The 24,490-nt window shown below is 30.5% G+C and carries 23 protein-coding genes and 2 tRNA genes; 17 read left to right on the forward strand and 8 right to left on the reverse strand.

Annotation, left to right across the window (positions count from 1 at the left end):
• Positions 1–73: 73 nt before the first annotated feature.
• The 4 genes from ACQY1Q_RS00760 (at position 74) to ACQY1Q_RS00775 (ending at position 4,654) form a co-directional block, all read left to right on the forward strand.
• Positions 74–2,341, forward strand: coding sequence for an aconitate hydratase (locus ACQY1Q_RS00760; RefSeq protein WP_431003364.1), 2,268 nt, complete (start codon positions 74–76; stop codon positions 2,339–2,341).
• Positions 2,342–2,466: 125 nt separating this feature from the next.
• Positions 2,467–3,138, forward strand: coding sequence for a Crp/Fnr family transcriptional regulator (locus ACQY1Q_RS00765; RefSeq protein ID WP_431003365.1), 672 nt, complete (start codon positions 2,467–2,469; stop codon positions 3,136–3,138).
• Between the two features lie 74 nt (positions 3,139–3,212).
• Positions 3,213–4,103 (forward strand): anti-sigma factor, encoded by an 891-nt coding sequence (locus ACQY1Q_RS00770; RefSeq protein ID WP_431003366.1) that lies wholly within the window; start codon positions 3,213–3,215, stop codon positions 4,101–4,103.
• Between the two features lie 74 nt (positions 4,104–4,177).
• Positions 4,178–4,654 (forward strand): DUF6495 family protein, encoded by a 477-nt coding sequence (locus tag ACQY1Q_RS00775; protein ID WP_431003367.1) that lies wholly within the window; start codon positions 4,178–4,180, stop codon positions 4,652–4,654.
• Here ACQY1Q_RS00775 and ACQY1Q_RS00780 read toward each other — a convergent pair.
• Positions 4,651–5,334, reverse strand: coding sequence for a Sir2 family NAD-dependent protein deacetylase (locus tag ACQY1Q_RS00780; protein WP_431003368.1), 684 nt, complete (start codon positions 5,332–5,334; stop codon positions 4,651–4,653). The two genes, ACQY1Q_RS00775 and ACQY1Q_RS00780, sit on opposite strands and share 4 nt — an antisense overlap.
• A 51-nt stretch (positions 5,335–5,385) precedes the next feature.
• Between ACQY1Q_RS00780 and ACQY1Q_RS00785 the strand changes: the two genes are divergently transcribed.
• Positions 5,386–6,054 (forward strand): TrmH family RNA methyltransferase, encoded by a 669-nt coding sequence (locus ACQY1Q_RS00785; protein ID WP_431003369.1) that lies wholly within the window; start codon positions 5,386–5,388, stop codon positions 6,052–6,054.
• A gap of 976 nt (positions 6,055–7,030) precedes the next feature.
• On the opposite strand, the gene ACQY1Q_RS00790 is transcribed toward ACQY1Q_RS00785, so the two are convergent.
• The 4 genes from ACQY1Q_RS00790 to ACQY1Q_RS00805 all read right to left on the reverse strand — a co-directional run bounded on the left by ACQY1Q_RS00790 (position 7,031) and on the right by ACQY1Q_RS00805 (position 10,494).
• Complete coding sequence (locus ACQY1Q_RS00790; protein WP_431003370.1) at positions 7,031–7,726, reverse strand: AbiV family abortive infection protein; 696 nt, start codon at positions 7,724–7,726, stop codon at positions 7,031–7,033.
• A gap of 11 nt (positions 7,727–7,737) precedes the next feature.
• Positions 7,738–8,865, reverse strand: a complete 1,128-nt coding sequence (locus ACQY1Q_RS00795; RefSeq protein WP_431003371.1) for a methionine aminotransferase — start codon at positions 8,863–8,865, stop codon at positions 7,738–7,740.
• A 146-nt stretch (positions 8,866–9,011) separates the two neighbouring features.
• Positions 9,012–9,188, reverse strand: coding sequence for a hypothetical protein (locus tag ACQY1Q_RS00800; RefSeq protein ID WP_431003372.1), 177 nt, complete (start codon positions 9,186–9,188; stop codon positions 9,012–9,014).
• Positions 9,189–9,618: 430 nt separating this feature from the next.
• Complete coding sequence (locus ACQY1Q_RS00805) at positions 9,619–10,494, reverse strand: FKBP-type peptidyl-prolyl cis-trans isomerase (protein ID WP_431003373.1); 876 nt, start codon at positions 10,492–10,494, stop codon at positions 9,619–9,621.
• A gap of 80 nt (positions 10,495–10,574) precedes the next feature.
• Here ACQY1Q_RS00805 and ACQY1Q_RS00810 point away from each other — a divergent pair, with 80 nt between their 5' ends.
• Both ACQY1Q_RS00810 and ACQY1Q_RS00815 read left to right on the forward strand, forming a co-directional pair.
• Complete coding sequence (locus tag ACQY1Q_RS00810) at positions 10,575–10,949, forward strand: RNA-binding S4 domain-containing protein (protein ID WP_431003374.1); 375 nt, start codon at positions 10,575–10,577, stop codon at positions 10,947–10,949.
• Positions 10,950–10,998: 49 nt separating this feature from the next.
• On the forward strand, positions 10,999–11,505 hold the full coding sequence (locus tag ACQY1Q_RS00815) for a phosphoribosyltransferase family protein (protein ID WP_431003375.1): 507 nt from the start codon (positions 10,999–11,001) through the stop codon (positions 11,503–11,505).
• Here the strand turns inward: ACQY1Q_RS00815 and ACQY1Q_RS00820 are convergent.
• Positions 11,497–12,015 (reverse strand): shikimate kinase, encoded by a 519-nt coding sequence (locus tag ACQY1Q_RS00820; protein ID WP_431003376.1) that lies wholly within the window; start codon positions 12,013–12,015, stop codon positions 11,497–11,499. The two genes, ACQY1Q_RS00815 and ACQY1Q_RS00820, sit on opposite strands and share 9 nt — an antisense overlap.
• Before the next feature lie 109 nt (positions 12,016–12,124).
• Here ACQY1Q_RS00820 and ACQY1Q_RS00825 point away from each other — a divergent pair.
• Positions 12,125–12,197, forward strand: a tRNA-Lys gene (locus ACQY1Q_RS00825).
• A gap of 39 nt (positions 12,198–12,236) precedes the next feature.
• A tRNA-Leu gene (locus tag ACQY1Q_RS00830) sits at positions 12,237–12,319 on the forward strand.
• A gap of 632 nt (positions 12,320–12,951) precedes the next feature.
• Here ACQY1Q_RS00830 and ACQY1Q_RS00835 read toward each other — a convergent pair.
• The gene (locus tag ACQY1Q_RS00835) at positions 12,952–13,821 is read right to left on the reverse strand and encodes an outer membrane beta-barrel protein (protein WP_431003377.1); all 870 of its coding nucleotides are present in this window, start codon (positions 13,819–13,821) and stop codon (positions 12,952–12,954) included.
• Between the two features lie 136 nt (positions 13,822–13,957).
• Between ACQY1Q_RS00835 and ACQY1Q_RS00840 the strand changes: the two genes are divergently transcribed.
• Entirely contained in the window at positions 13,958–15,145 is a 1,188-nt protein-coding gene (locus ACQY1Q_RS00840; RefSeq protein ID WP_431003378.1) for a THUMP-like domain-containing protein, read from the forward strand.
• 118 nt (positions 15,146–15,263) lie between these two features.
• Here ACQY1Q_RS00840 and pepE read toward each other — a convergent pair whose 3' ends face one another.
• Entirely contained in the window at positions 15,264–15,965 is a 702-nt protein-coding gene (gene pepE, locus ACQY1Q_RS00845) for a dipeptidase PepE (RefSeq protein ID WP_431003379.1), read from the reverse strand.
• Between the two features lie 71 nt (positions 15,966–16,036).
• Here pepE and ACQY1Q_RS00850 point away from each other — a divergent pair, with 71 nt between their 5' ends.
• The 7 genes from ACQY1Q_RS00850 to ACQY1Q_RS00880 all read left to right on the forward strand — a co-directional run bounded on the left by ACQY1Q_RS00850 (position 16,037) and on the right by ACQY1Q_RS00880 (position 24,292).
• On the forward strand, positions 16,037–16,561 hold the full coding sequence (locus tag ACQY1Q_RS00850) for a hypothetical protein (protein ID WP_431003380.1): 525 nt from the start codon (positions 16,037–16,039) through the stop codon (positions 16,559–16,561).
• 105 nt (positions 16,562–16,666) lie between these two features.
• Positions 16,667–17,470: a carboxypeptidase-like regulatory domain-containing protein gene (locus ACQY1Q_RS00855; RefSeq protein WP_431003381.1), complete on the forward strand. Its 804-nt coding sequence runs from the start codon at positions 16,667–16,669 to the stop codon at positions 17,468–17,470.
• Positions 17,467–18,273: a carboxypeptidase-like regulatory domain-containing protein gene (locus ACQY1Q_RS00860; RefSeq protein ID WP_431003382.1), complete on the forward strand. Its 807-nt coding sequence runs from the start codon at positions 17,467–17,469 to the stop codon at positions 18,271–18,273. The genes ACQY1Q_RS00855 and ACQY1Q_RS00860 overlap by 4 nt, the downstream gene beginning before the upstream one ends.
• Positions 18,266–19,042, forward strand: a complete 777-nt coding sequence (locus tag ACQY1Q_RS00865) for a carboxypeptidase-like regulatory domain-containing protein (RefSeq protein ID WP_431003383.1) — start codon at positions 18,266–18,268, stop codon at positions 19,040–19,042. Before ACQY1Q_RS00860 ends, ACQY1Q_RS00865 begins: the two co-directional genes overlap by 8 nt.
• Positions 19,043–19,081: 39 nt before the next feature.
• Positions 19,082–19,576 (forward strand): DUF6702 family protein, encoded by a 495-nt coding sequence (locus ACQY1Q_RS00870; RefSeq protein WP_431003384.1) that lies wholly within the window; start codon positions 19,082–19,084, stop codon positions 19,574–19,576.
• A 72-nt stretch (positions 19,577–19,648) separates the two neighbouring features.
• Positions 19,649–21,880 carry a M1 family metallopeptidase gene (locus ACQY1Q_RS00875; RefSeq protein WP_431003385.1) on the forward strand — a complete coding sequence of 744 codons (2,232 nt, stop codon included), beginning with the start codon at positions 19,649–19,651 and terminating at the stop codon, positions 21,878–21,880.
• 102 nt (positions 21,881–21,982) lie between these two features.
• Positions 21,983–24,292 carry a DNA topoisomerase 3 gene (locus ACQY1Q_RS00880; RefSeq protein WP_431003386.1) on the forward strand — a complete coding sequence of 770 codons (2,310 nt, stop codon included), beginning with the start codon at positions 21,983–21,985 and terminating at the stop codon, positions 24,290–24,292.
• The last annotated feature ends 198 nt before the right edge of the window (positions 24,293–24,490 follow it).

Genomic DNA, 24,490 nt, shown 5'->3' on the forward strand with positions numbered 1-24,490 from the left:
TGTTGTTTATCTTTAAAATTAGAGGTAAAATCATTACTTTTGCATAACAAAAATTAACAAAATTACACTATATATGGCTTTCGATATTGAAATGATAAAAGGGGTTTATAGTAAAGTAGTGGAGAGAGTAGATGCTGCTCGTGAAATTACCGGTAAACCTTTAACCTTAGCAGAAAAAATATTATATACACACCTTTGGGACGGAAAAGCTACAAAAGCTTTTGAAAGAGGTAAAGATTATGTTGATTTTGCCCCAGACCGAATTGCTTGTCAAGATGCAACTGCTCAAATGGCATTATTACAATTTATGCAAGCAGGTAAAAATAAAGTAGCGGTACCAACAACTGTACACTGTGATCATTTAATTCAAGCGAAAGTAGGAGCTGATAAAGATTTACAAGAAGCATTAAATAGTAGTAATGAAGTATTTAATTTCTTAGAATCTGTATCTAATAAATATGGTATTGGATTTTGGAAACCCGGAGCTGGTATTATTCACCAAGTAGTTTTAGAAAATTATGCTTTCCCTGGAGGAATGATGATTGGTACTGATTCTCATACTGTAAATGCAGGAGGATTAGGAATGGTAGCGATTGGTGTAGGTGGAGCTGATGCAGTAGATGTAATGGCTGGTATGCCTTGGGAATTAAAATTTCCAAAACTAATAGGAGTGAAGTTAACAGGTAAATTATCTGGATGGACAGCTCCAAAAGACGTAATATTAAAAGTAGCCGGTATTTTAACTGTTAAAGGAGGTACTGGTGCAATCGTTGAATATTTTGGAGAAGGAGCTACAGCAATGTCATGTACAGGTAAAGGAACTATATGTAACATGGGAGCTGAAATTGGAGCTACAACTTCTACATTTGGATACGATGAATCTATGGAGCGTTACTTAAGAGCTACCGGAAGAAATGAAGTTGCTGATGAAGCAAACAAAATAAAAGATTATTTAACAGCTGATGCTGAAGTATATGCTAACCCAGAGTTATATTTTGATCAAGTTATTGAAATTAACTTAGATGAGTTAAAACCACATTTAAATGGTCCATTTACTCCGGATTTAGCTACTGAAGCTGGTAAAGATATGACTGAAAAGGCTAAAACTAATGACTGGCCTTTACAAGTTGAGTGGGGATTAATAGGTTCATGTACAAACTCATCTTATGAAGATTTATCACGTGCTGCATCAATTGCGCAACAAGCAATCGATAAAGGATTAAAAACAAAAGCAGAATTTGGAATCAATCCGGGTTCTGAGCAAGTTAGATATACTGCTGATAGAGATGGTATTTTAGAAGTGTTTGAAAAATTAGATGCTAAAATATTTACCAATGCTTGTGGACCTTGTATAGGACAATGGGGACGTTATGAAGATCCTAAAAATGCTCCTAAAAACAGTATAGTTCACTCTTTCAACCGTAACTTTGCTAAAAGAGCTGATGGTAACCCAAATACTCACGCATTCGTAGCTTCACCAGAAATGGTAGCCGCTATTGCAATTGCCGGACGTTTAGATTTTAACCCTATTACAGATACGTTAATTAACGAAAACGGTGAAGAGGTTAAATTAGACGAACCAACAGGATGGGAATTACCTATCAAAGGATTTGCTGTTGAAGATGCAGGTTATATTGCTCCTAATGAAGATGGAAGTAATGTAGAAGTTATTGTAAATCCTGATTCAGAGCGTTTAGAAATTTTAACTCCGTTTGAACCAATAGGTAATAAAATTGAAGGGGCTAAATTATTAATTAAAGCTTTCGGAAAATGTACTACAGACCATATTTCTATGGCAGGTCCTTGGTTACGTTACCGAGGTCATTTAGATAACATTTCTAACAACATGTTAATTGGTGCTGTTAATGCATTTAATAAGCAAACTAATTTTGTAAAAAATCAATTAACAGGTGAGTATGATGCAGTACCTAAAGTGCAAAGAGAATACAAAGCTAATGGAATTAAAACAATAGTAGTAGGAGATCACAACTATGGAGAAGGTTCTTCTCGTGAACATGCTGCTATGGAGCCTCGTCACTTAGGAGTAGCTGCTGTTTTAGTTAAATCATTTGCTCGTATTCACGAAACAAACCTTAAAAAGCAAGGAATGTTAGGATTAACATTTGCTAATGAGGCTGATTATGATTTAATTCAAGAAGATGATACATTTAACTTCTTAGATTTAGATCAGTTTGCTCCAGGTAAACCTTTAACTATTGAGGTAGTACACGCAGATGGATCAAAAGATACAATTATAGCAAATCATACGTATAATAATGGTCAAATAGAGTGGTTTAAAGAAGGATCTGCTTTAAACTTAATCAAAAAACAAAATGCTTAGGCTATAATATTTTGTTTTTATAAATTAAAAAATAAGCTTCGGAATATCCGAAGCTTATTTTTTTTGTAATGCTTCTCATTTTTTTCAGACAAAATAGTACAAGAAAACTTCTAAAACTATGAACTATGAGTGCTATTTGGTATTTTGAAGATATTAATCTATTTAAAATATTATGCCCGCATAAATATCCTGCATATAAAAAAGATCATGAATTAAATATATATAAAAAAAGCGATTACATCTATTTTGAAGAAGATGTTGCTACCAAAATCTATTTAATTGATAGCGGTAAAGTAAAAATAGGATATTATACAGAAGAAGGAGAAGAAGTAATTAAAGCAATACTTACCAAAGGTGAAATTTTTGGTGAAAAAGCTATTTTAGGAATTGATAAACGAAATGAATTTGCACAATCTATAGACAATTCAACATTAATATGCCCGGTATCAAAAGATACGATGTATTCTTTAATGCGAGATAATGTATCCGTTAGTTTTAAGATTTATAAGTTTATAGGTTTACGAATGAAAAAATTGGAACGCAGGCTTCAACTATTATTATATAAAGACACAAGAACACGCTTGTTAGAGTTTTTTAATGAACTTTGCGAAGATTATGGCTATGAATGTGATGAAACAGGAGATCATATCATAAAACACCCTTACACACAAAAAGATATTGCTACACTTATTGGAACTTCCAGACCTACACTTAATACCTTAATGAACGAGTTAAAACAAGAAAAAATAATTGATTTTAACAGAAAAGAATTAAGATTATTAAAAAAAATAGCATAAGTGTAAGCTAGCTAACATTTTAATAAAAAAGTCTAAAATAACTTTGTTGAAAGTAATCTTTAAAACAAAAAACAATGAGAAAAACAATTTTAGGCTTTTTAGCATTATCAGCCTTAGTATTCACATCATGTAGTAATGATGATGATAATACAGTTGTACCAACAACAGCAGATTTGACACTAAATATTAATGGATTGGAAGACTTAGGGGCAGAGTACAAATATGAAGGATGGATTATTGTAAACGGGGCTCCGGTATCAACAGGAACTTTTACGGTTGATGCTTCCGGAAACTTATCAAAAACCTCGTTTACTGTAAATATTAATCAGTTAAATTCTGCCACTAAGTTTGTGCTAACCATTGAACCTGCCAATGATTCTGATCCGGCTCCGGCAAACACCAAAATTTTAGCAGGAGATTTTAGTAGTAATACTGCCAGTATTTCTTCTTCAGGAATTGTAGGTGATTTTTCTAATGCAGCTGGAAAATACATTTTAGCAACGCCAACAGATGGTATGAACAACAATGAGCGTAGTGGTATATGGTTTTTAGATTTAGCTAGTGGAAATCCGGCTACAGGATTAACCTTACCAACATTATCTGCAGGTTGGAAATATGAAGGATGGGTTGTAATTGACGGTAAAGCCATAAGTACCGGAACATTTACAGCAGTTGATCAAGCTGATGATAATGCTGCAACAACACCTTTCAAAGGAGATATGGGCAATGGACCAGGTTACCCGGGAGAAGATTTTTTACAAAATGCACCAGACGGTGTAACTTTTCCTACAGATTTAAGAGGAAAAACTGTTGTCATTTCTGTTGAACCAGATCCGGATAATAGTACTAATCCTTTTACCTTAAAACCATTAGCACATACAGTACCTGCAGATGCCAATGACCATGTAACATTCTCAATGGGAGCAGGTCCGGTAGCTGCAATTACCGGAACAGTAACACGTTAGTTTTTTGTTGAAAGTTCCCTTTATGTTTGAGAGCAATCATTATCTTTGGTTGCTCTTATTTTTTTATACAACAAATGAAATATAGACAATTAACAAAAGAACAATTTGAAAGTTTACATGTAGAATTTGCTCATTTTTTAGCCTCTCAAAGTATTGATGTTAACGAATGGGATCAAATAAAAAAAGAAAAACCTCATGTAGCAGAAGAAGAAATGAATGTGTTTAGCGATGTAGTTTGGGATGATGTACTTACCCGAATTGAGTATTTAGAGCATTTTTCAGCTAATATTATCAACTTATTTAAATGCCATAAAGAAACTCTTCACAGAATTGTTGTAAAAGTAACCGTTTCTACAATAAATTTAATGGAAAAAGAAGGGTATGAGTGGCTACTAAAAAATCCTTCACATGAACAAGTAGAAATATTGGAAGGAACAAAAGAATATCAACAAGAAAGAAATACCGAGTTATTTGATCTCATAGAAAAAGGAAGTTCTATATCAAAAGGAGAATTATACGAGTATTTTAATCGATTGATTACAAAATCTTAAGATAGTAGTTTTAATAAATCTTCTGTTCCTGAACTGGCAATGTCTTCTATAATTGTTAAATTATTAAAGGCATTTTTTTGTACAGCAGGTTTAGGATCAATAAAATAAATAGGAGTATTAGGTTGTACATAATCAATTAAACTAGCAGCAGGATAAACTTGCATAGAAGTTCCAATAATTACCAAAATATCTGCTTTTAAAGTAATTTCTATGGCTTTTTCCAACATTGGTACATCTTCCCCAAACCATACAATATGTGGTCGCAATTGCGAATTTTGTTCGCAAACATCTCCAATAACAATATCACCATCCCAGTCGTAAATCAAAGCGTCATTTTGAGTACTTCTAGCTTTACGCAATTCACCATGTAAATGTAAAACAGAGGTACTACCAGCTCTTTCGTGCAAATCATCAACATTTTGAGTTACAATAGTTACTTGGTATTTTTTTTCTAAAAGAGTTAAGTTTTTATGTCCTTCGTTAGGCATAACTTCCAATAATTGTTTTCTACGCTGATTATAAAAGTCAAGTACTAATTCAGGATTCTTATGAAAACCAATAGGGGAGGCTACTTCATAAATATCATGGCCTTCCCATAAACCATCAGCATCTCTAAACATTTTTATACCGCTCTCTGCACTCATACCGGCACCGGTTAATATAACTAGGTGTTTTTTCATTGCTCTTTAAAATAAAACGCTAAAAATATGAAAATTTAGTATGTTTGTGACATGATTGATAATGATTTATTGGCGTATTTAGAAGGATATGTAACAGAAAACCGTAAAAATCTGTTTAAAAAAGTATTAGCAGAAAGAACAAAACATTTTACGGTTGTTTTAGAAGATATATACCAACCACATAATGCAAGTGCTGTAGTAAGAAGTTGTGATATTTTTGGAATTCAGGATGTTTATGCTATTGAAAATAGATATACGAGTAAAGTATCACGACATGTAGCTAAAGGAAGTCAAAAATGGCTTGATTTTTACCGTTATAAGAAAGATGGTAATAATACTCAAAGGTGTATTCAAGATTTACGTGATAGAGGGTATCAAATCATAGGAACAACACCGCATAATGATTCCTGTTTGCTACCGGATTTTGATATTACTAAAAAGTCTGCTTTTGTATTTGGAGTTGAACGTGATGGTATTTCTGAATATGTAAAAAACGAAGCCGACGGTTTTTTGAAAATACCAATGGTTGGTTTTACTGAAAGTTTGAATATTTCTGTAGCAGCAGCCATTATTTTACAGGATGTTACTAACAGAATAAAAAAAACCGACACGAATTGGCAATTAACTCCTTCTGAAAAAAGTAAGATTTACGCTGAATGGATACAAAAGTCCATTAAAAACGTAGATAAACTAATAGAATATTATCATAACAAGGAGTAAAGAATATCATACTTATTTAAATTTTATATTATTTTTAGTCTATTTAACATAATATTAATTATAGTACAAATATATAGTAATTTCTGTATAGCCGTTTTTCAGGCTATTTACACATAATATCAGATATAATGTCTTTAGACTTATATCGTCAGATATTATGTTAAAAGAAATTACGGCTATTTAACTTGTAGGTTTATTTGATAGCTATAATTCTCTATTATGCAAAATATCCCATAGGTTTTAGTATTCCAAAAGAAAATTTAGAACTTGGGTCATTTATAATTAGACGCTATGTAAAATTGCCGCTCGCAAACCCTTCGCAGTAATTTTTAAACACAATTATCCATCGCTTGCCACCACCAAAAAAAGCTAGCTTTTGCTTCTTGTTTAAAATTCGCGTATTCGATGAAAATATCGCAAGATTTTTTTCTACGTAATTCTCGTAAAGGTTGCCACAAGAGTATAAAATTTTCCCTGGCTCAAATCCATGCTCTAAAATTTCTATACACTTGTTCTATACATAGCTCCGATTGAACTTTTTTTATTTAGCACTTCTAATATTATGTAAAATAGAGCTTAAACTTTTGAACTCTCTAAGGTTTTATTATATCTTTTGTCTTGAAACAAAAGAAACAAAAATTCAAGACTGCATATAATTTTGGAAACAATGTACGGCTCGTTACGCTATATTTTAGGAAGCTTTACAACTAACCAACACTGTTTTAAAATCCCTTTAAAATGTGGAGAAACCAAGAATAACACGAACTAAACCCCTAAAATATAGACGCTCCACTCACCTATTGTTTTAGCCAAAATTGTATGAGGTCGGATAAGTTCATTTTAACATTACGTTAATTATCGTCAATATTCTTTTTGAATTCTTGTAGGTTTTTCGATATGTCTATAAATGAGTTATTTCCCTTTCCGTTCATTTTTGAAACTATAATTCCAATTTTGTCATATACCTTTTCGGAAATTAATTGCTTCTTAATTGCTTCTGTAATTTTTTTACTTGCATTTTTAACTCGGTATCAATGCTTTCATTACTTTGACCAAAAATTGGTAAAAATTCATCTATAAATTCTCTAATCCGTCTTACTCGGGTAAGAATATCATTAAAATATTCTTTATCAACACTTAATGGTGTCCTTATTACCTTGTCATAATCAACATACATTCCGTCTTGTCTAAGATATTCCGCATTAGAATACCATGTTATTTCTTCTTCGAGTTGATTGATTTTTTCTGAAATATATTTGAGCACTGGGCCTTCCCACTCTTTTTCATTTATGTTAAAATCTTTTATTATGGAAGGGTTTGAAACTATTTTGGCAGTAAAACCTTTCAGGTCATCCCCAAAAATATTGAAACTTGAAATCACAAAGCCTAAAGGGTATCTTAGTTTATGGTTTATAAATAGGTTATTTATCCCTTTAATTCTTTTTCTAAACTCAAAACCATTTCCATCCAGAAAAAGAATTACCGCTTTCATATTTTCTTCTAATGATAGAATTAAGGTTGATGTTGCCATTCCATAAGAATTGTTATCAGCTAAAATTAAAGCATCTCTATACTTGCTTTTTGCATTGTGAAAAATTTCTTTCGCAACCTCTAAGCATTCTTCTTTAGAAAGGTTCATAAAACTTTTATTTCCATCTTTTTTTCTCATCATAATTTGAAATATTAAATAGCTATCAACCTTTCAGCGGCAGCCAATAAAGTTTCATCGGTTTTTGCAAAACAGAAACGAAGCATTTGTTTATCAGTTTCATTCTTGTAAAATACTGAAATAGGAATTGCAGCAACACCATGTTTGGTAATTAAATCTTTGGCAAATTCTATGTCTTTTTTATTACTGATTTCGGTATAATTTACAACCTGAAAATACGTTCCTTCTGAGGGTAATAATTCAAATTTACTATTCTTAAGTGCTTCTTGAAATAAACCTCTTTTATGGGCATACATAGTTGCTATTTCACTAAAATCAACTATATCTAAATATTCTGAAATAATATGTTGTGAAATACTATTAACACTAAAAACCAAAAACTGATGTACTTTTTTAATTTCATTCATTAATCTTTCCGGAGCAATTAAACATCCTACTTTCCAACCCGTAACATGTAATGATTTTCCAAAAGAAGAAGTTATAATTGCTTTATCAGCTAATTTTGGTCTTGTATGAACAGAAATATGTGGATGTATAAAGGAAATATATTCATATACTTCATCACTTAACAACAAAACATGTGGATATTTTTCAAGCAATGTTTCTAAAGCTTCAAATTCACTTTCTTTCCAAATTTTCCCTGTCGGATTATGCGGATTATTAATAATAATTAGCTTTGTTTTTATTGTAATAGCTGATTCAATTCTATTAAAATCAGGAGAATAATCATCGTTTAATGAAATACGTACGGGCCTCCCTCCTGCTACTAAAACTGAAGGTTCGTAACTGTCATAACTAGGGTCTAAAATAATCACTTCATCTCCATTAGCAACAATTGCGTTAATTGCTGTATAAATTCCTTGGGTAGCTCCTGTTGTGATTAATAATTCTGAAGAAACATCAAGTTCTCTTCCATAATTTTCCTTTGTCAAATATGCTATTTTTTCCAATAAAGATGGTAACCCAACCATAGGGGTATATTGATGGATATTAGTTGATAATAAACGCTCTGAGATTTGAAGTAATCGTTCATCTATAGGGAAGTTTGGAAATCCTTGCGATAAATTTATAGCATTGTGTTTTTCCGCTAATTGTGACATTACAGAAAAAATACTGGTTGTTGTATTAGGTAACTTTGACATTGTTATAAAATCAGTTTTTACGAAAATAGTACATTGATTGAATTTATAGAACATTTTGATTAAAATCACCCTATAAAAAAACTACTTAAACAATTTAGTTTAAGTAGTTTTATATAAGATGAATTATCTTTTATTTAAGCTATGTTTTAGCAAATATAATTTCCGGTAGCAGGTTGATAACAACATACTTTTACACCATTTTGATAGATATAAGAACCATCACCTCCACATTTAGTTGGAACTTTAATTCCTCCTTTAATATTTTGTAAAGTGGTTTTGTTTAATTCTTGAACTCCTTTTACGTTTAAAATTGCTTTTTTCATTTGGATAGTTTTTTAGCTTTAATTATTATAATTACTCAAATATAATTTTATTTCTTTTAAAAAACTTCGAAAGAACCTTACTTTTAGTAAGGATAAACCTTATTTTTTTATCACTCAATAAATAGAAAAAAGAAATATCATCTTATTATATTCTGAAGATGAAACTAAGTGATTTCCCTATAAAAACTAGGGTTAACCATATTTTTTTCTAGGGAAACTACTCATTGTAGGTTAGAACGATTAGCTTTAATATTGTATAGGAATTAATACTTTAATTCTATTGTTGGGAGAAATTTCTAACTATAAAGAGAAAGATATAGTTTATATAAACTTTGTTTAAAAGATCCTGTTATAAAATCTTATAATGGGATTTTTTAATTAAAAAAGCTCATCTTAATAGATGAGCTTTTCAGTTAAATATTTTTTTGAATTAGTTTCTAATTTTCCTGTTAAGGTAATCCGGTAATGTAGGATTATTAGGGTCATTAAAATCATTTCTTGGGTCACCATCTTTATTTCTATCCTCATTTTTTGTTAAAACAGCATCATTATCATCATCAACATCAAGGTAATTTGGCACACCATCATTATCGGTATCATCATTCTTAGGATTTCCATCCCCATCAGGATCTTCAAATATAGAAGGTACATGATCTCTATCATGATCTGTATTTTCAATAACATCCCATAAATCAATATAAAACATAAGAATAGCATTACCCGGTATTGAGCCATTACCTATATTTCTATAAGCTAAACCGGAAGGAATAAAAATAATACCTTTTCCCCCATTCTCATAGTTTAGAGGCCCATCAGGGAGTGTTGCTTTTTTACCTCCTTTAAAATGAATAAAGCTCTGTCTCCACCCAACGATTACATCTGATAACGTTAACCAACTAACTCTGCTATCAAATGAAGAGCTTAAAGTTTTACTATTAACAATTCTTTTACCATTATATTTTGTAAGTACAGAGTCCATTACAGTGGGATTTCCTTTCACCGGATCCGGAGTTCCTACTCTATTTACATAATAATATAAAGTATACTTAATATCATTTTCTGTAACTTCTTTAGTAACTAATTTATCATCATTATATAATGGTGTTTTGCCATCTTCTAAAACTTCAACAGCATCAGTAACCTCATTATAGTAATTGTTTTTTAAAAATTTAACTAAAGAATCATTATCAATCAATGCTTGTGCAGCATGATCAAAGTTATCAACATTAGAGGTACCATTATCTCCACATGAATACAACGCAATACTTACGATTAAGACGTAAAAAAAATGCTTAAATTTTATCATTTAATCTCAATAATTTTAATGCGCAATTTACCATTTTTATACCTTTGTAAAAAATGAATTAATAATTTTTAACTTTTTAAATGAGAGTAGACAAATATTTGTGGTGTATAAGGCTCTATAAAACAAGAAGTATTGCCACAGATGCTTGTAAAAAAGGGCATGTTAAAATTGAGGGCACCAATTTAAAACCTTCAAGAGAAATCTATGGAAATGAGGAAATTATTGTTAGAAAAAATCAAATTAATTACAAAATAAAAGTTTTAGATATCCCTCAAAACCGAGTTGGAGCTAAATTAGTTGATCTTTATAGAAAGGATTTAACTCCAAAAGAAGAGTTTGAAAAAACTGAACTTTTACAATACGCTAAAGATTATTACAGAAAAAAAGGTATCGGTAGACCTACTAAAAAAGATAGAAGAGATATAGACGGATATTATGAAGATAATGAAGAATAGCCTGCTTACCAACTTTATCTAAAACTACTTTCTTACTTAACTAAAAGATATGAGCATACAGAATAATAACATTATACTAAGCAATATACAAATTGAACAAAAAATAAAAAGAATTGCTTATCAAATTTATGAAACCAACAGTAATGAAAAAGAAATTGTTATAGCAGGAATTTCAAAAAACGGATATATTCTAGCTGAAAAACTAGCTACTATTCTTTCAGAAATCTCATCAATTAACGTTTTGCTTTGCGAAGTTTTTATTAATAAAAAGAAGCCTATTAATTCTGTTACCACGTCATTAAATCCTGATGAGTATAAAAATAAGGCATTAGTTTTAGTTGATGATGTTTTAAATTCCGGTACAACCTTAATATATGGAGTAAAATACTTTTTAGATGTACCACTTAAAAAATTTAAAACGGCTGTTTTAGTAGATAGAAATCATAAAAAATACCCTGTTAAAGCAGATTTTAAAGGAATTTCCTTGTCAACTTCTATAAAAGAACACGTGGTAGTTGAATTTAGTAATACAGAAACTATAGCTTATTTAAGTTAATAAGCTATAAATTTCTGAACAAATAGTTTCTATATCTTTAGTATCTATATTGACTTTATAAGTTGCCTGATTATAAAAAAAGCTACGTTCAAATAAATGCTTAGCAACAAATTCATCCAAATCATTTTCATTTAAATTTGCTACCAAAGGTCTTTGTTCCTTTTCATTCTTTAATCTATTTACAATAGTAGCAACTTTAGCTTGAAGGTAAATAGATAAACATGTTACAGATTCATTAATCAACTGCATATTATTTGCATAACAAGGTGTGCCCCCACCTAAAGATAAAACAAAGTTATTTTCATGATGAAGAAGCTCTTGTAAACATTCATTCTCTTTTCTTCTAAAATAAATTTCTCCTTTATCCTTAAAAATAGCAGATACACTTTTTCCTTCTTGTTTTTCTATGTAATCATCTAAATCTATAAAAGGTAAAGTATACTTTTCTGCTACTATTTTTCCTATGGAAGACTTACCGCTAGCCATATATCCTAATAATATTATCTTCATTTTTATTGAAAATTAAACGCTTACAAATATCAATAAAAAAAACTTTTAAAAAGCTTTTGTAAATTAAAAAACCGTTGTATATTTGCAACCGCTTTCGGAAAGAAGCAATGACCGAGTAGCTCAGTTGGTAGAGCATCTCCCTTTTAAGGAGAGGGTCCTGGGTTCGAGTCCCAGCTCGGTCACAAAAAGTTAAGCAAACTTGCTTAACTTTTTTAGTTTATGCACATATGGCGGAACTGGTAGACGCGCAGGCTTGAGGGGCTTGTTTCCTAAGGAAGTGCAGGTTCGATTCCTGTTATGTGCACTGTTAATTCCTGTAAACTGTTTATTTTTTAGTAATAGTTTACAGGTTTCTTTATTTATAGCCTACTTTTTTATCAAATCTTAATTTTTTTAACAACCTCCTAAGTAATTTTATCTACTCATTTAAGGGTTTTCCCTTAGTCCATAACTAGGGATATCGGGTATTTTTTTTACTATTTAATCATTGTATATTTACATCAGTGAAAAACTCATAAAATTTTTATGAAAAACTAAAACCAAAAAACATACAACCTTAAAACGAAACTCTTACTTAACATTTTTGTTAGTAAGAGTTTTTCTTTTTTTAACTGGAAAACAATATAACTAGGGAAAACCCTAGTGCATTTTTAGGGTTTCTAGGGATAGAAAAACTTTAAAATTTTAACATATCTATATAGCACCTTGCTATATATTTGTTTTTAGTTCTGAGAGACGTCTTAGAATCTTTTCTTTTTCATAGCAATTTTCCCGTTCAATTTATTTTGAGCGGGTTTTTTATTAATATCACTTATATAAAAACTCAATATATTATCATAAAAATGATTTTACTATAATACTTAAATAAAAAAGCATAGAAAAATACTTCTATGCCTTTTCAAAATATTGTTTTGATTTTATCTTTAAATACTACATTTATTTTCCAAAAGTATAAGTAATACCAAAGTTTACTCCAAAAGAAGAGTAAGGAACTTTTTGAGATAATTGCTTAGACCCTGTTTGATCAGCTCCTAAAGGCAATTCATCAACATACTCAACATGGTTATTAAAAACCGGAGTTAAAGGACTTCCTCCAGCCTTCATAATTTCTCTAACTTGATCTACGTTTAATGTAGCTCCGTTTTCTCTGATAACTGCTGAGAATTCTTTCATTGTAGAACTATCTCTCGTTACACTAACCCCCATATATTCAGCTTCTACAAATAATGACACATTTTTTGCTACATCATATTTATAACCAATAGCAGCAATAGCTCCTAATGGCAATCTACCTTTATAATCGTGTACAAAATCAACATCTAAAGTAGTTTCAACAGGTACTCCAGGAAAAGTATTCGCCGGAATTTTAATATCTCTAAGGATACCTATAGCTTCTGTTTTTCCACCAACTTTAATTAAAGCTCCAATACGTCCGTAAACATTATTTGTAAACTTATATACAACAGATGCAGAAGCTCCATAAGCTCTACCTCTAGCTTTTACATCAACAAATGGTTGATTAGGTAATTCAACATAAGCAATGTTTTGATCAGATCCGTATAAATACCCTAATCCTACTTCTACACCAAAAGATTTATTAAAATAATATCCACCTCTTAATTGAGTATGTATCCCTTCTCCATAGCTACCATATGTATTTTTAATTCCGTTCATTGTGGTTTCTGTACCAAATCGAACACCTGCACTTGGAATTGAATATCCTCCGCTGGCAGATACATAAAATTGTGCATTAGCACTTACAGCTACTAAAATCATAGCAATCAATAAAATACTTCTTTTCATCATAAAATAGTTACGTTTTTAGTTAAAAAAGGAAGCAAACGTACTAAAAAAATGTCCAATTTAAAGCGGTTTCAAGCATGAAAATATCTGTATTTTTGTATTGCTTATACTAGTATAATTTTTTCACTTTTTGCATTCAATGAATAGAGACATTTTAACTTCTGAAGCTCAATTATTTATACAAAACAACTTAAAAGCGGATATAAATAAATTAATTTTTAAAGGTTCTCCTTTTGATACTATATCAATTCAAGAACTGGTTAATCAAATTATGGCAAAGCAAAAAGCAGAAAAAAAATTACCTACTTGGTTTCAAACAAATTTGATTTATTATCCTTCTAAACTAAGTATAGAACAAACTTCTTCAGAAAGAACAGCAAAATATAAAGCAACCCTTATTAAGGGTAATTCTTTAATTGACTTAACCGGTGGGTTTGGTGTAGATACTTTTTATTTTTCTAAAGCTTTTACATCTGTAACTCATTGCGAAATTAATAGTGAACTATCAACCATTGTAAATTATAATTATTCATTATTAAAAACCACCAATATTAATACTATTGCGATTGACGGAATAGAATATCTTAAAAATGTTGAGAAACAATTTGACTGTATATATATTGATCCTTCCAGAAGAAGTGATATAAAAGGTAAAGTTTTTTTACTAAAAGATTGTCTACCTAACGTTCCAGAGCATTTAGATTTTTTATTTTCTAAATCGAGTACTATCCTGATTAAAAATTCTCCTATTTTAGATATCTCTTCTGCTATAAGTGAACTTAAACACGTAAAAGAAATTCATATTATTTCCTTAAAAAATGAGGTAAAAGAATTACTTTTTTTATTAGAAAAGGAATATGTAGATGGCATAGAAATAAAAACGCATAACATATTAGATACAACTGTTGATATTTTTAGTTTTGAAAAGGATAGTAATCCTACAATAACTTATAGCTTACCGCAACATTACTTATATGAACCCAACGCTGCAATATTAAAATCAGGAGGCTTTGCTCATATATCCGAACAACTTAAAATAGCTAAATTACATCAACATTCTCATTTATATACATCTGAAGAATTGATTGCTAATTTTCCGGGAAGATTATTTTTAATTGAAAAGGTTTTTAAATACAATAAGAAATTAATTAAAAAAGAAATAACTGAAAAACAAGCCAACATTACTACAAGAAATTTTCCAAAAAGTGTAGAACAATTAAGAAAAGAAACAAAGTTAAAAGATGGCGGTACTACTTACCTATTCTTTTCAACAGACCTTAATAATGACTTAATTGCAATTAAATGTAAAAAGATCAATTCTCAATAAAATAATTATAATTCCCCTGCGTTATTACATTGATAAGTGTCTATATCTTGATATGTTTTTATTAGGGGAAATGATATATAAACATATCTGAAAAAGCCTTGATTTCTCAAGGCTTTTTTTATATCTTAACTTCAGTATTTGTTAGTAGTTCTAGCGGAGTTTTATCTTTTTGAAAAAGTCTGGCAGTTAAATTACCTCTCAAGATAATTGAATCGCCGTTAACTTCTAACCAACTCCCTTCTCTTAAACCTAAAACAGACGTTTCATTAAACACATGATATTCTTTTATTCTGGTTTCTCTAGTTTCTCCCATGTGAGTAGAACCAGGATCCGGGTCTAAATAATGAGCATTAATATTAAATGGGATGGCTCCTAAAGTTTTAAAACTTGGAGGATACACAATAGGCATATCGTTTGTATTCATCATAGTAACCCCACAAATATTACTTCCTGCACTTGTTCCTAAATAAGGAGTTCCTTTATCTAATACCTCTTGTAATACTTCTACTAGTTCATTTTTATATAGTTGATTAACCAATTCAAAAGTATTACCTCCTCCGGTGAAAATTCCTTCTGCTTTTAAAACAGCTTCTCTGGGATTAGTAAACTCATGTATACCTACAACCGCAATTCCTATTTTTTCAAAAGCTTCTTTGGCTTTTAATGTATATCCTTCATAACTTATTCCTCCCGGTCTGGCATAAGGTATAAATAAAATTGTTTTAACATTTTTAAAATGTTCCTTTAAAACAGGTAAAATGTATTCAAGATAACCACTTCCGTGAATAGTAGAGGTACTTGCAACAATTAGTTTTTTCATCTTAAAAAAATTTATCCAAAACTAATTATTTTATACCTTTATCAAAACTAATCTTATAAAAATTAGCGTCTATGAAAAAAATCTTCTTTCTCTTATCATTTTCTGTATTATTGTTATTTTCTTGTTCTGAAAATGAAACTGACTTTTCAATTGCAACCAATAATTCTATGTTAGGAAAATGGAGATTAACTGATTTTTATGTAGAAGGTGTTACTAAAGTTAATTATCAAAATAAATCAATAAAAAGTGATGTTGAAATTCTGGGAAAGGAATATAATTTTTCTTTTATTTTCAATAAAAATAACTCTTTATCCGTTAAAGGAGATTTTACAATGATTAATACTTCAACTACACAAAACAAAAGTCAAACAATTGAACAAAAAGCACAGGTGATTAATGGTTTTGGTAATAATGCTAAATGGGTTGTAGAAAATAACCAATTAATACTCATTCAGAATAAAGACACACTTTTTGTTTCTATTTCCGACTTTAAAGAAGATAAACTTATTTTAAGATACTATATTTCAGATAAAAACAACATTAAAGGAAAAGAATTTGAAGTAAATGGTATTCAAACATTAACTTTAGAAAGATAGTACTTTGAACCTCTATGTTTTAATTTAACAAAACTTTACAAGGTCCTTAAAACATTTTTAAGAGTGCTAGTCTGTTACTTTGTTTCAAACAAAACTAACCAGTCTATGCAAAAACAACTACTTTTTCTTTTTCTATGTACTAAGTTATGTAATGCACAGCAGAAAAAAATTGAAATTAAAGGAAAACTAATTGATGAATCCGGAGTTGTTATTAATGCCCATATCATAAACCAATCTAACAACGAAGGAACCTTTAGTAACGATCACGGAAGTTTTCAGATATACGTTTCTTTAGGAGACTCTTTAAAAATTTCATCTATACAACATACCCATAAAAAAGTATTTATATCTAAGGCTGTGATGATTGAAAAACAACTAAATATAACGTTAGATACCAAAACTAACATGTTAGATGAAGTGGTTGTTAAAAAACATCAATTGTCAGGGAATCTCTTATCTGATATTCAAAAAACACCTAAAGATGAAAAGGCAGAACGTGTTGAAAAATTGGTTTCGGGTATAAAAAATATGATGATTAAATTTCCTACAAAACCAGTAAGTTTTTATGAAAAACATTCATCAAGAGTTCCTATTGTTAGACCTCCAAACACCTTTGAAGGGATTGGTGTTTCAAAATCTTTTGAAAGTAAAAAACTAAAAAAAGAAAGAGCGCTAAAAAAGTCCATACAAGAGAAACAAGAATTTCCTAAAAAGCTTCTTAAAGAGCTTACTCCTTCTTTTTTCTTTAAAGAATTACAAATTCCGAAAGAAAACTATGATCATTTTATATCTTTTTGTAGTAGTAAAAACATTGAAAATTTATACAAGAGCAAGCAATTATTTAAATTGATAGATGTATTAAGAGTAGAAAGTATTTTGTATCTTAAAACCATTAAATCAAAAAAATGAAAAAAATAGTTCTCATACTTGTTCTTTTAAGCACCTTACATACATTTTCTCAAAACTCACGTAAGTTTATCTTTGGTAAAATCTATGATAAAGTAGGTGTGCTATCTAACGTTCATATCATAAATACCTCTACTAGAAGAGCGACTTATTCAAATGATGAAGGGGAATTTAAAATACCGGCAAAACCTAACGACAGTCTTCGTTTTTCTTTTGTAGGATATGAAACTAAGCTTGTCTTAATTTCTAAAAAGCATTTCAGCATTAGCGATAATATTTTTTACCTGGAAAAAACTACCTATACTCTTGATGAAGTTCAGTTAAAAAAACATAATCTATCCGGTAGTTTATCCTCAGATTTAAGGCAAACCCCAAAAGATAGAAAGGAAGAAGCTTTAAAACAAACAATGGATTTTTCTAATGTTGACATGACCGTAGTTGAAGATGATGATTATATAGATGAAAAAGTCAGGCCCCATGTGGTTAATACAGACCCTACTAGATTATTTGTTGGGGCAGGTACAGCTAAAAATATTCCTTTTGGCTATTCTAAACGTTTATGGGCATTAAGAAAAGAACTCGCTTTTAAAAAAGGAATGCCTACAAAATTAATGGCTGAATTAGGAGAAAAATTCTTCTTTGAAGATCTTAAAATTCCACCGGAGCGTTATTATCACTTTTTAGAATATTGCAATCCGTTAGGCATTGAAAATTTATATAAAAAAGGAAAAAAATTAGAAATCATTAAAATTTTACAACAAGAAAGCAAAAGCTATTTAAAAATCATTAAAAACATTCATGAATAAACATACAATTACCCTTTTTTTATGTTTTACAACTATTTTAGTATATGCTCAAGAAAAAAGAACTTTTATATATGCTGAAATAGCAGACAAAGTTGCTCTATTACCAGATGTTCACGTACTTAATTTACAAACCAAACAAGGTACATTTACCAATGAAAATGGAGAATTTAGAGTGTTAGCAAAAGAAAATGACAGTTTACAATTATCGTATGTAGGATATGAAACAAAAATATGGGTAGTAAAAAAAAGTCATTTTGGAATTCATAAAAACAACATAGAATTAAACAAAATATCGATTTCGTTAGATGAAGTTGAAGTAAAGAAAAATAATTTATTAGGCTATTTAGGTGCCGATAGTAAATTAATTAAAGAAGAAAAAGTTATTAATGCAATTACCTTAAAACTACCTTTTGCAGGATCAAGAATACTAACCAAAGCAGAACGAGAATTACACGCAGCAACTTCCAGTTATGGAGGGATTCCGTTAGATCCGCTTTTAAACTGGATATCAGGAAGATTAAAAAAACTAAAGCAAAACAAACATATTGAAGATCTTGAAAATAGAATTCATCAAGTAAAAACTAATTATTCAGAGTATATACTTAATGAATTAACAATAAAAGAAACTGATGTATACAGGTTTATTTACTTTAGCGAAACAGATCAAAATTTTCCTGTTAAATTTAAGCAAGGAAAAGTTGCGATGATTGATTTTCTCTTAAAAAAATCGATTGAATTTAAAAAGCTAAATCCTGAAATTTATCAGTAAAAAGTTGTAATTTGGCGTAGAATTTGTTGCTATACTTTCATGAAAAAAATATTATTTTATACACTTATTTTATCATTTCTTTCCTTTACCGGAATTCATAAATATTACATAGCACTAACAGAAATAGAATACAGCGAAAAAAATAATAGTGTCCAAATGATTATGAATGTTTTTATGGATGATATAGAATTAGCCATAAACAAAGAATATCAAACAGACCTACAATTAGCTTCTAAACATGAAAATGCCAATGCTGAAAAATACTTTTATTCATACTTAAAAGAACATTTTAAAATACTCTTAAACAATAAAGAAAGAGAATATAAGTTTATAGGTAAAGAGTATGACGGCAATATTGTCTATTTCTACTTAGAAATTAGTAATGTTACCTCAGTTGAATCCATAGAAATTCAAAACGATATTCTAGTGAAATACTTTCCGGATCAACAAAATCTTATTAAAGCAACTGTTAAAAAAGAACGTAAAAGCCTGTTTTTAGATAAAAAAAATGATAAAGGTTTGTTAAATTTTTAACACAGATACTTTCATAGTAAGATTAATTCATTAATTTTCCGCTTATTTAAAAACAAATTTTACAAGCAGGAAATGAGAAAATACACATCACTTCTATTTTCAGTTCTTATAGCATCCACTTCAATTTTTGCACAAGAAGTAGAAAAGAAAGAACCTCAAAAAGGTCATACAGACCAAAACAAGTTTCGCCAGTTAAAAGATCTTTTGGCAACTCCTAATGAACAACGAACTGCTTCAGGTGCTCCAGGGCATGGTTATACTCAGCAGAAAGTTGATTATGTAATGGATATACGCTTGGATGAAGCTACAAATAGAATTTATGGTGATGAAACAATTACATATCATAATAACTCTAAAGACCATTTAGAATATTTATGGGTTCAATTAGATCAAAACATGAGGGCTCCTGATTCAAAAAGTCCTTTAGCAGAATCTAGAGGTGCTGCTCCTTTTCAGACTCCTGAAAATTTCGTAAAAGAAAACATGGCTAAACCAAAAGACTTTGGTTTTAAAATAGAGGCTGTAAAATACGCTGATGGTAGAGATTTACCCTACACTATCAATCGTACAATGATGCGTATTAACTTACCTACTCCTTTGGCTCCGGGTAACGAATTTAAATTTAGAATTAAGTGGAATTACTTAATCAACAATTCAGTATTAGACGGAGGTCGTTCAGGTTTTGAATCATTTCCTGATGGAAACAAAAACTATACAATTGCACAATTCTTTCCTCGCTTAGCGGTTTATGATAACGTAGAAGGATGGCAAAATATGCAATTCTGGGGCCGTAGTGAATGGGCTTTAGAATTTGGAGATTATGATGTAAAGTTAACTGTACCGGCAGACCATATTCTTGATGCTACAGGAGAATTACAAAACGAAAAAGATGTATTAAGCAAAGAACAACGCAGCCGTTGGGAAAAAGCTAGAAAGTCATATAAAAATCCGGTATTTATTGTATCTCAAGCCGAGGCTGAAGCTAATGAAAAAGAAGGTACAACTAAAACTAAAACATGGCATTTTAAAGCTAACCAAGTTCGTGATTTTGCTTTTGCAACTTCTAGAAAATATATTTGGGATGCAATGGCTGTTAATATCAACGGTAAAACCGTTATGGCAGTTTCTTTATATCCTAAAGAAGGAAACCCGTTATGGGAAGAGCACTCTACCAGAGTGGTAGCTAACACTTTAGAAGAATATTCTAAATTAACATTTGATTATCCTTACTCAAAAGCAATCTCTGTACATGCAGATCGTCAAGGAATGGAATATCCTATGATTTGTTTTAATTATGGAAGACCTGAACCGGACGGTACATATTCTGACAGAACTAAAAACGGAATGATAGGAGTAATTACTCATGAGGTTGGACATAACTTCTTCCCTATGATTGTTAACTCTGATGAGCGTCAGTGGACTTGGATGGATGAAGGACTTAACTCTTTTGTTGAAACGTTGGCTGAATTAGATTACGACCCTAATTTCAACACAGGTAACTTACCAAAAGATATTGTTCGTTACATGAGTTTAGATCAAAACCGCTTATCTCCTATTATGTCTCAAGGAGATTATGTACATAATTTCGGTCCTAATGCGTATACAAAACCGGCTGCCGGATTATACATGTTACGTCATACAATTATGGGCCCTGAGTTATTTGATTATGCTTTCAGAACCTATGCTCAAAGATGGATGTTTAAGCATCCTACTCCTGCTGATTTCTTCAGAACTATGGAAGATGCTTCCGGAATGGATTTAGATTGGTTTTGGAGAGGATGGTTTTATACTACCGATTATACTGACATAGGTATTAAAGAAGTAAAACCATTATATTTAACAGATAAACCAAATGAAGAAACAAAAAAATTACAAGAACAATATCCAGCTTATTTTGCCAGATTAGGGAATAAAATAGTATATCTAACAAGTAAAAATGACGAGGCTAACTCAAAAGAGATAGAGAATTATATCAATACTTTACCAGCCGATAAAAAAGCTGAATTAAAAGATATCCCTAAATATATCTATCAGGTTGAATTTGAAAAACCTGGAGGTCTTGTAATGCCTATAATTGTTGAGTTAACTTATGCAGATGGTTCTAAAAAGCGTGAAACTTTCCCTGCTCAAATTTGGAGAAGAGATGAGAATAAAGTATTCCGTGTGTTTACTTCTGATAAAGAAATTAAAAGTTTTGTTGTTGATCCGGATTTAGAGACTGCAGACATTGATACTTCAAATAATAGTTGGCCCAAAAAGACCACTAATAAATTTGATAAGTTTAAAAATAAAGTACAAAAATAGATACTATATCTATCATTGTTAAAAAAACGTGGCACTTGCCACGTTTTTTGTTTGTATACATACCATAAAAAATAGTAATTTCGATTTTTAAAATAGGATAGAATGAAGGTTTGTATTGCAGAAAAACCTAGCGTTGCTCGTGAAATAGCTACTATTTTGGGAGCCAATACTAAACGTGATGGATATTTTGAAGGCAATGGCTATGCTGTTACCTATACTTTTGGACATTTATGTACTCTTCTTGAACCCAAAGATTATAAACCTCATTGGAAAAGTTGGAATTTAAACAACCTTCCAATGTTACCCGAGCGCTTTGGTACTAAAGTGGTGAAAGATTCCGGAATACAAAAACAATTCAACATTATTAAATCATTACTAGGAAAAGCAGATATTGTTATAAACTGTGGCGATGCCGGACAAGAAGGAGAGTTAATTCAACGTTGGGTTATTAACCAAGCTGAATATAAAGGAAGAGTACAACGGTTATGGATTTCTTCTTTAACTGAAGAAGCTATAAAAGAAGGATTTGATAATTTAAAAGAAGAAGAAAAATACAATAACTTATACTACGCGGGTTATTCCAGAGCCATTGGTGATTGGTTATTAGGATTGAATGCTACTCGTTTATATACCGTTAAATTTGGTAGAGACAAACAAATACTCTCAATAGGAAGGGTACAAACACCTACCCTAGCCATGTTGGTTGAACGTTATCATGAAATACAAAATTTTAAACCACAACCCTATTGGGAACTACAAACTCTATATAGAGATACCCTTTTTAACTGTGAAGAAGGCCGTTTCTTAAAAAAAGAAGATGGTGAAGCATTTGCCAACAAGGTTAAAGAAGCTGAGTTTGAAATTACTTCTGTTAGCAAAAAGAAAGGAAAAGAATATGCTCCTAAACTTTTTGACTTAACCGGTTTGCAGGTATACTGTAATAATAAATTTGGCTTTTCTGCAGATGAAACTTTAAAAATAGTACAAAAACTATATGAAATGAAAGTGGTTACTTATCCCAGAGTTGATACTACTTTTCTTCCTAATGATATTTATCCTAAAGTACCGGCCATATTAAAAAACTTAACAGCCTATGCTAGCTTAACAGTCCCTTTATTAGGGAAAAAAATAAGAAAATCAACCAAGGTTTTTAACGACAAGAAAGTTACCGATCACCATGCTATTATTCCAACCGGTGTTCAAATACAACTTCAGCATAACCAACAACAAGTATATGATATCATTACAAGACGTTTTATAGCTGTATTTTATCCGGATAGCGACATTGCTAACACAGCTGTACAAGGAAAAGCGGATGATGTATTGTTTAAAACTACAGGGAAAGAGGTGATTACTAAAGGCTGGAGAGTTGTTTTTGAATATGAAAATGAAAGTAAAAAAACGAGTGATTCTGATGTACTACCTACCTTTGAGAAAGGAGAAAAAGGCCCTCATGAACCTTCGTTCTTAGAAAAAGAAACCAAGCCACCGCGTAATTATACTGAAGCCAGCTTACTACGAGCTATGGAAACTGCCGGAAAACAGGTAGAAGATGATGAAATGCGTGAATTAATGAAAGAAAACGGAATAGGACGCCCTTCTACCCGAGCCAGTATTATAGAAACATTATTCAAACGAAATTATATTGAACGTCAAAAAAAGTTAATTGTACCTACCCAAACCGGTATTGATTTGATTCATTTAATTGATAATGAACTTTTAAAATCAGCAGAATTAACAGGTTTATGGGAAAAGCGATTAAAAGAGATTGAAAGAGGTGAATATCATGCAGCTACATTTATCAATCAGATGAAAAAAATGGTTGATACTCTTGTATATGAAGTACGTTCAAACACTACCGTTAAAAAAATTTCTTCCTTAGATCAAACTGAAGAAACAATACCTCAAAAAGAATCACAGGATAAAAATAAAATTGTAGGAAAAGAATGCCCTAAATGTAAAAAGGGACAGCTTTTAAAAGGCAGCTCGGCGTATGGCTGTTCAAACTATAAAAACGGTTGTAACTTTACCTTACCTTTTGAATTCATGGAAAAGAAAATTTCTGATAATCAGCTTATTCGTTTATTAGAAAAAGGATGTACAACCAATTTAAAAGGCTGGAAAACAGATGCGGGAAAAATTGAAGCTTTAGTTCGTTTTGATGAAGAGTTTAACTTAAAACTTGAACCTAAACAAACAACCGACAATAAAGAAATTAATGATAAAGAAGTTCCTGAGGTAATTTCTTGTCCTAAATGTAAAAAAGGAACTGTTTTAAAAGGGAAAACAGCATATGGATGCTCCAATTATAAAAACGGTTGTGATTTTGTGTTTACTTTTGAAAATATCAAAAAGATAGCCAATGGTGCGCCATTAACTAAGGAATTAGTATATAAAATACTTTTAAGCTAGTAATTTTATTTCCTCAACTTATTAATACCTACATCTGTGTAGCTATAAGAGTCGTATTAGAACTTTTAATGAACCGGTGCTAATAAGTTAATCCAATAACAGAAATGTATAATGTGTTTACAATTCTCATTAGCAAATTGAATACGTTTCACACTCTTTTTGTGTAAGATAGCAATCTTAAAAAATGAAAACTAAAAA

The organism is Tenacibaculum sp. TC6 (genome assembly GCF_050606265.1).
Taxonomy (GTDB): Bacteria; Bacteroidota; Bacteroidia; order Flavobacteriales; family Flavobacteriaceae; genus Polaribacter.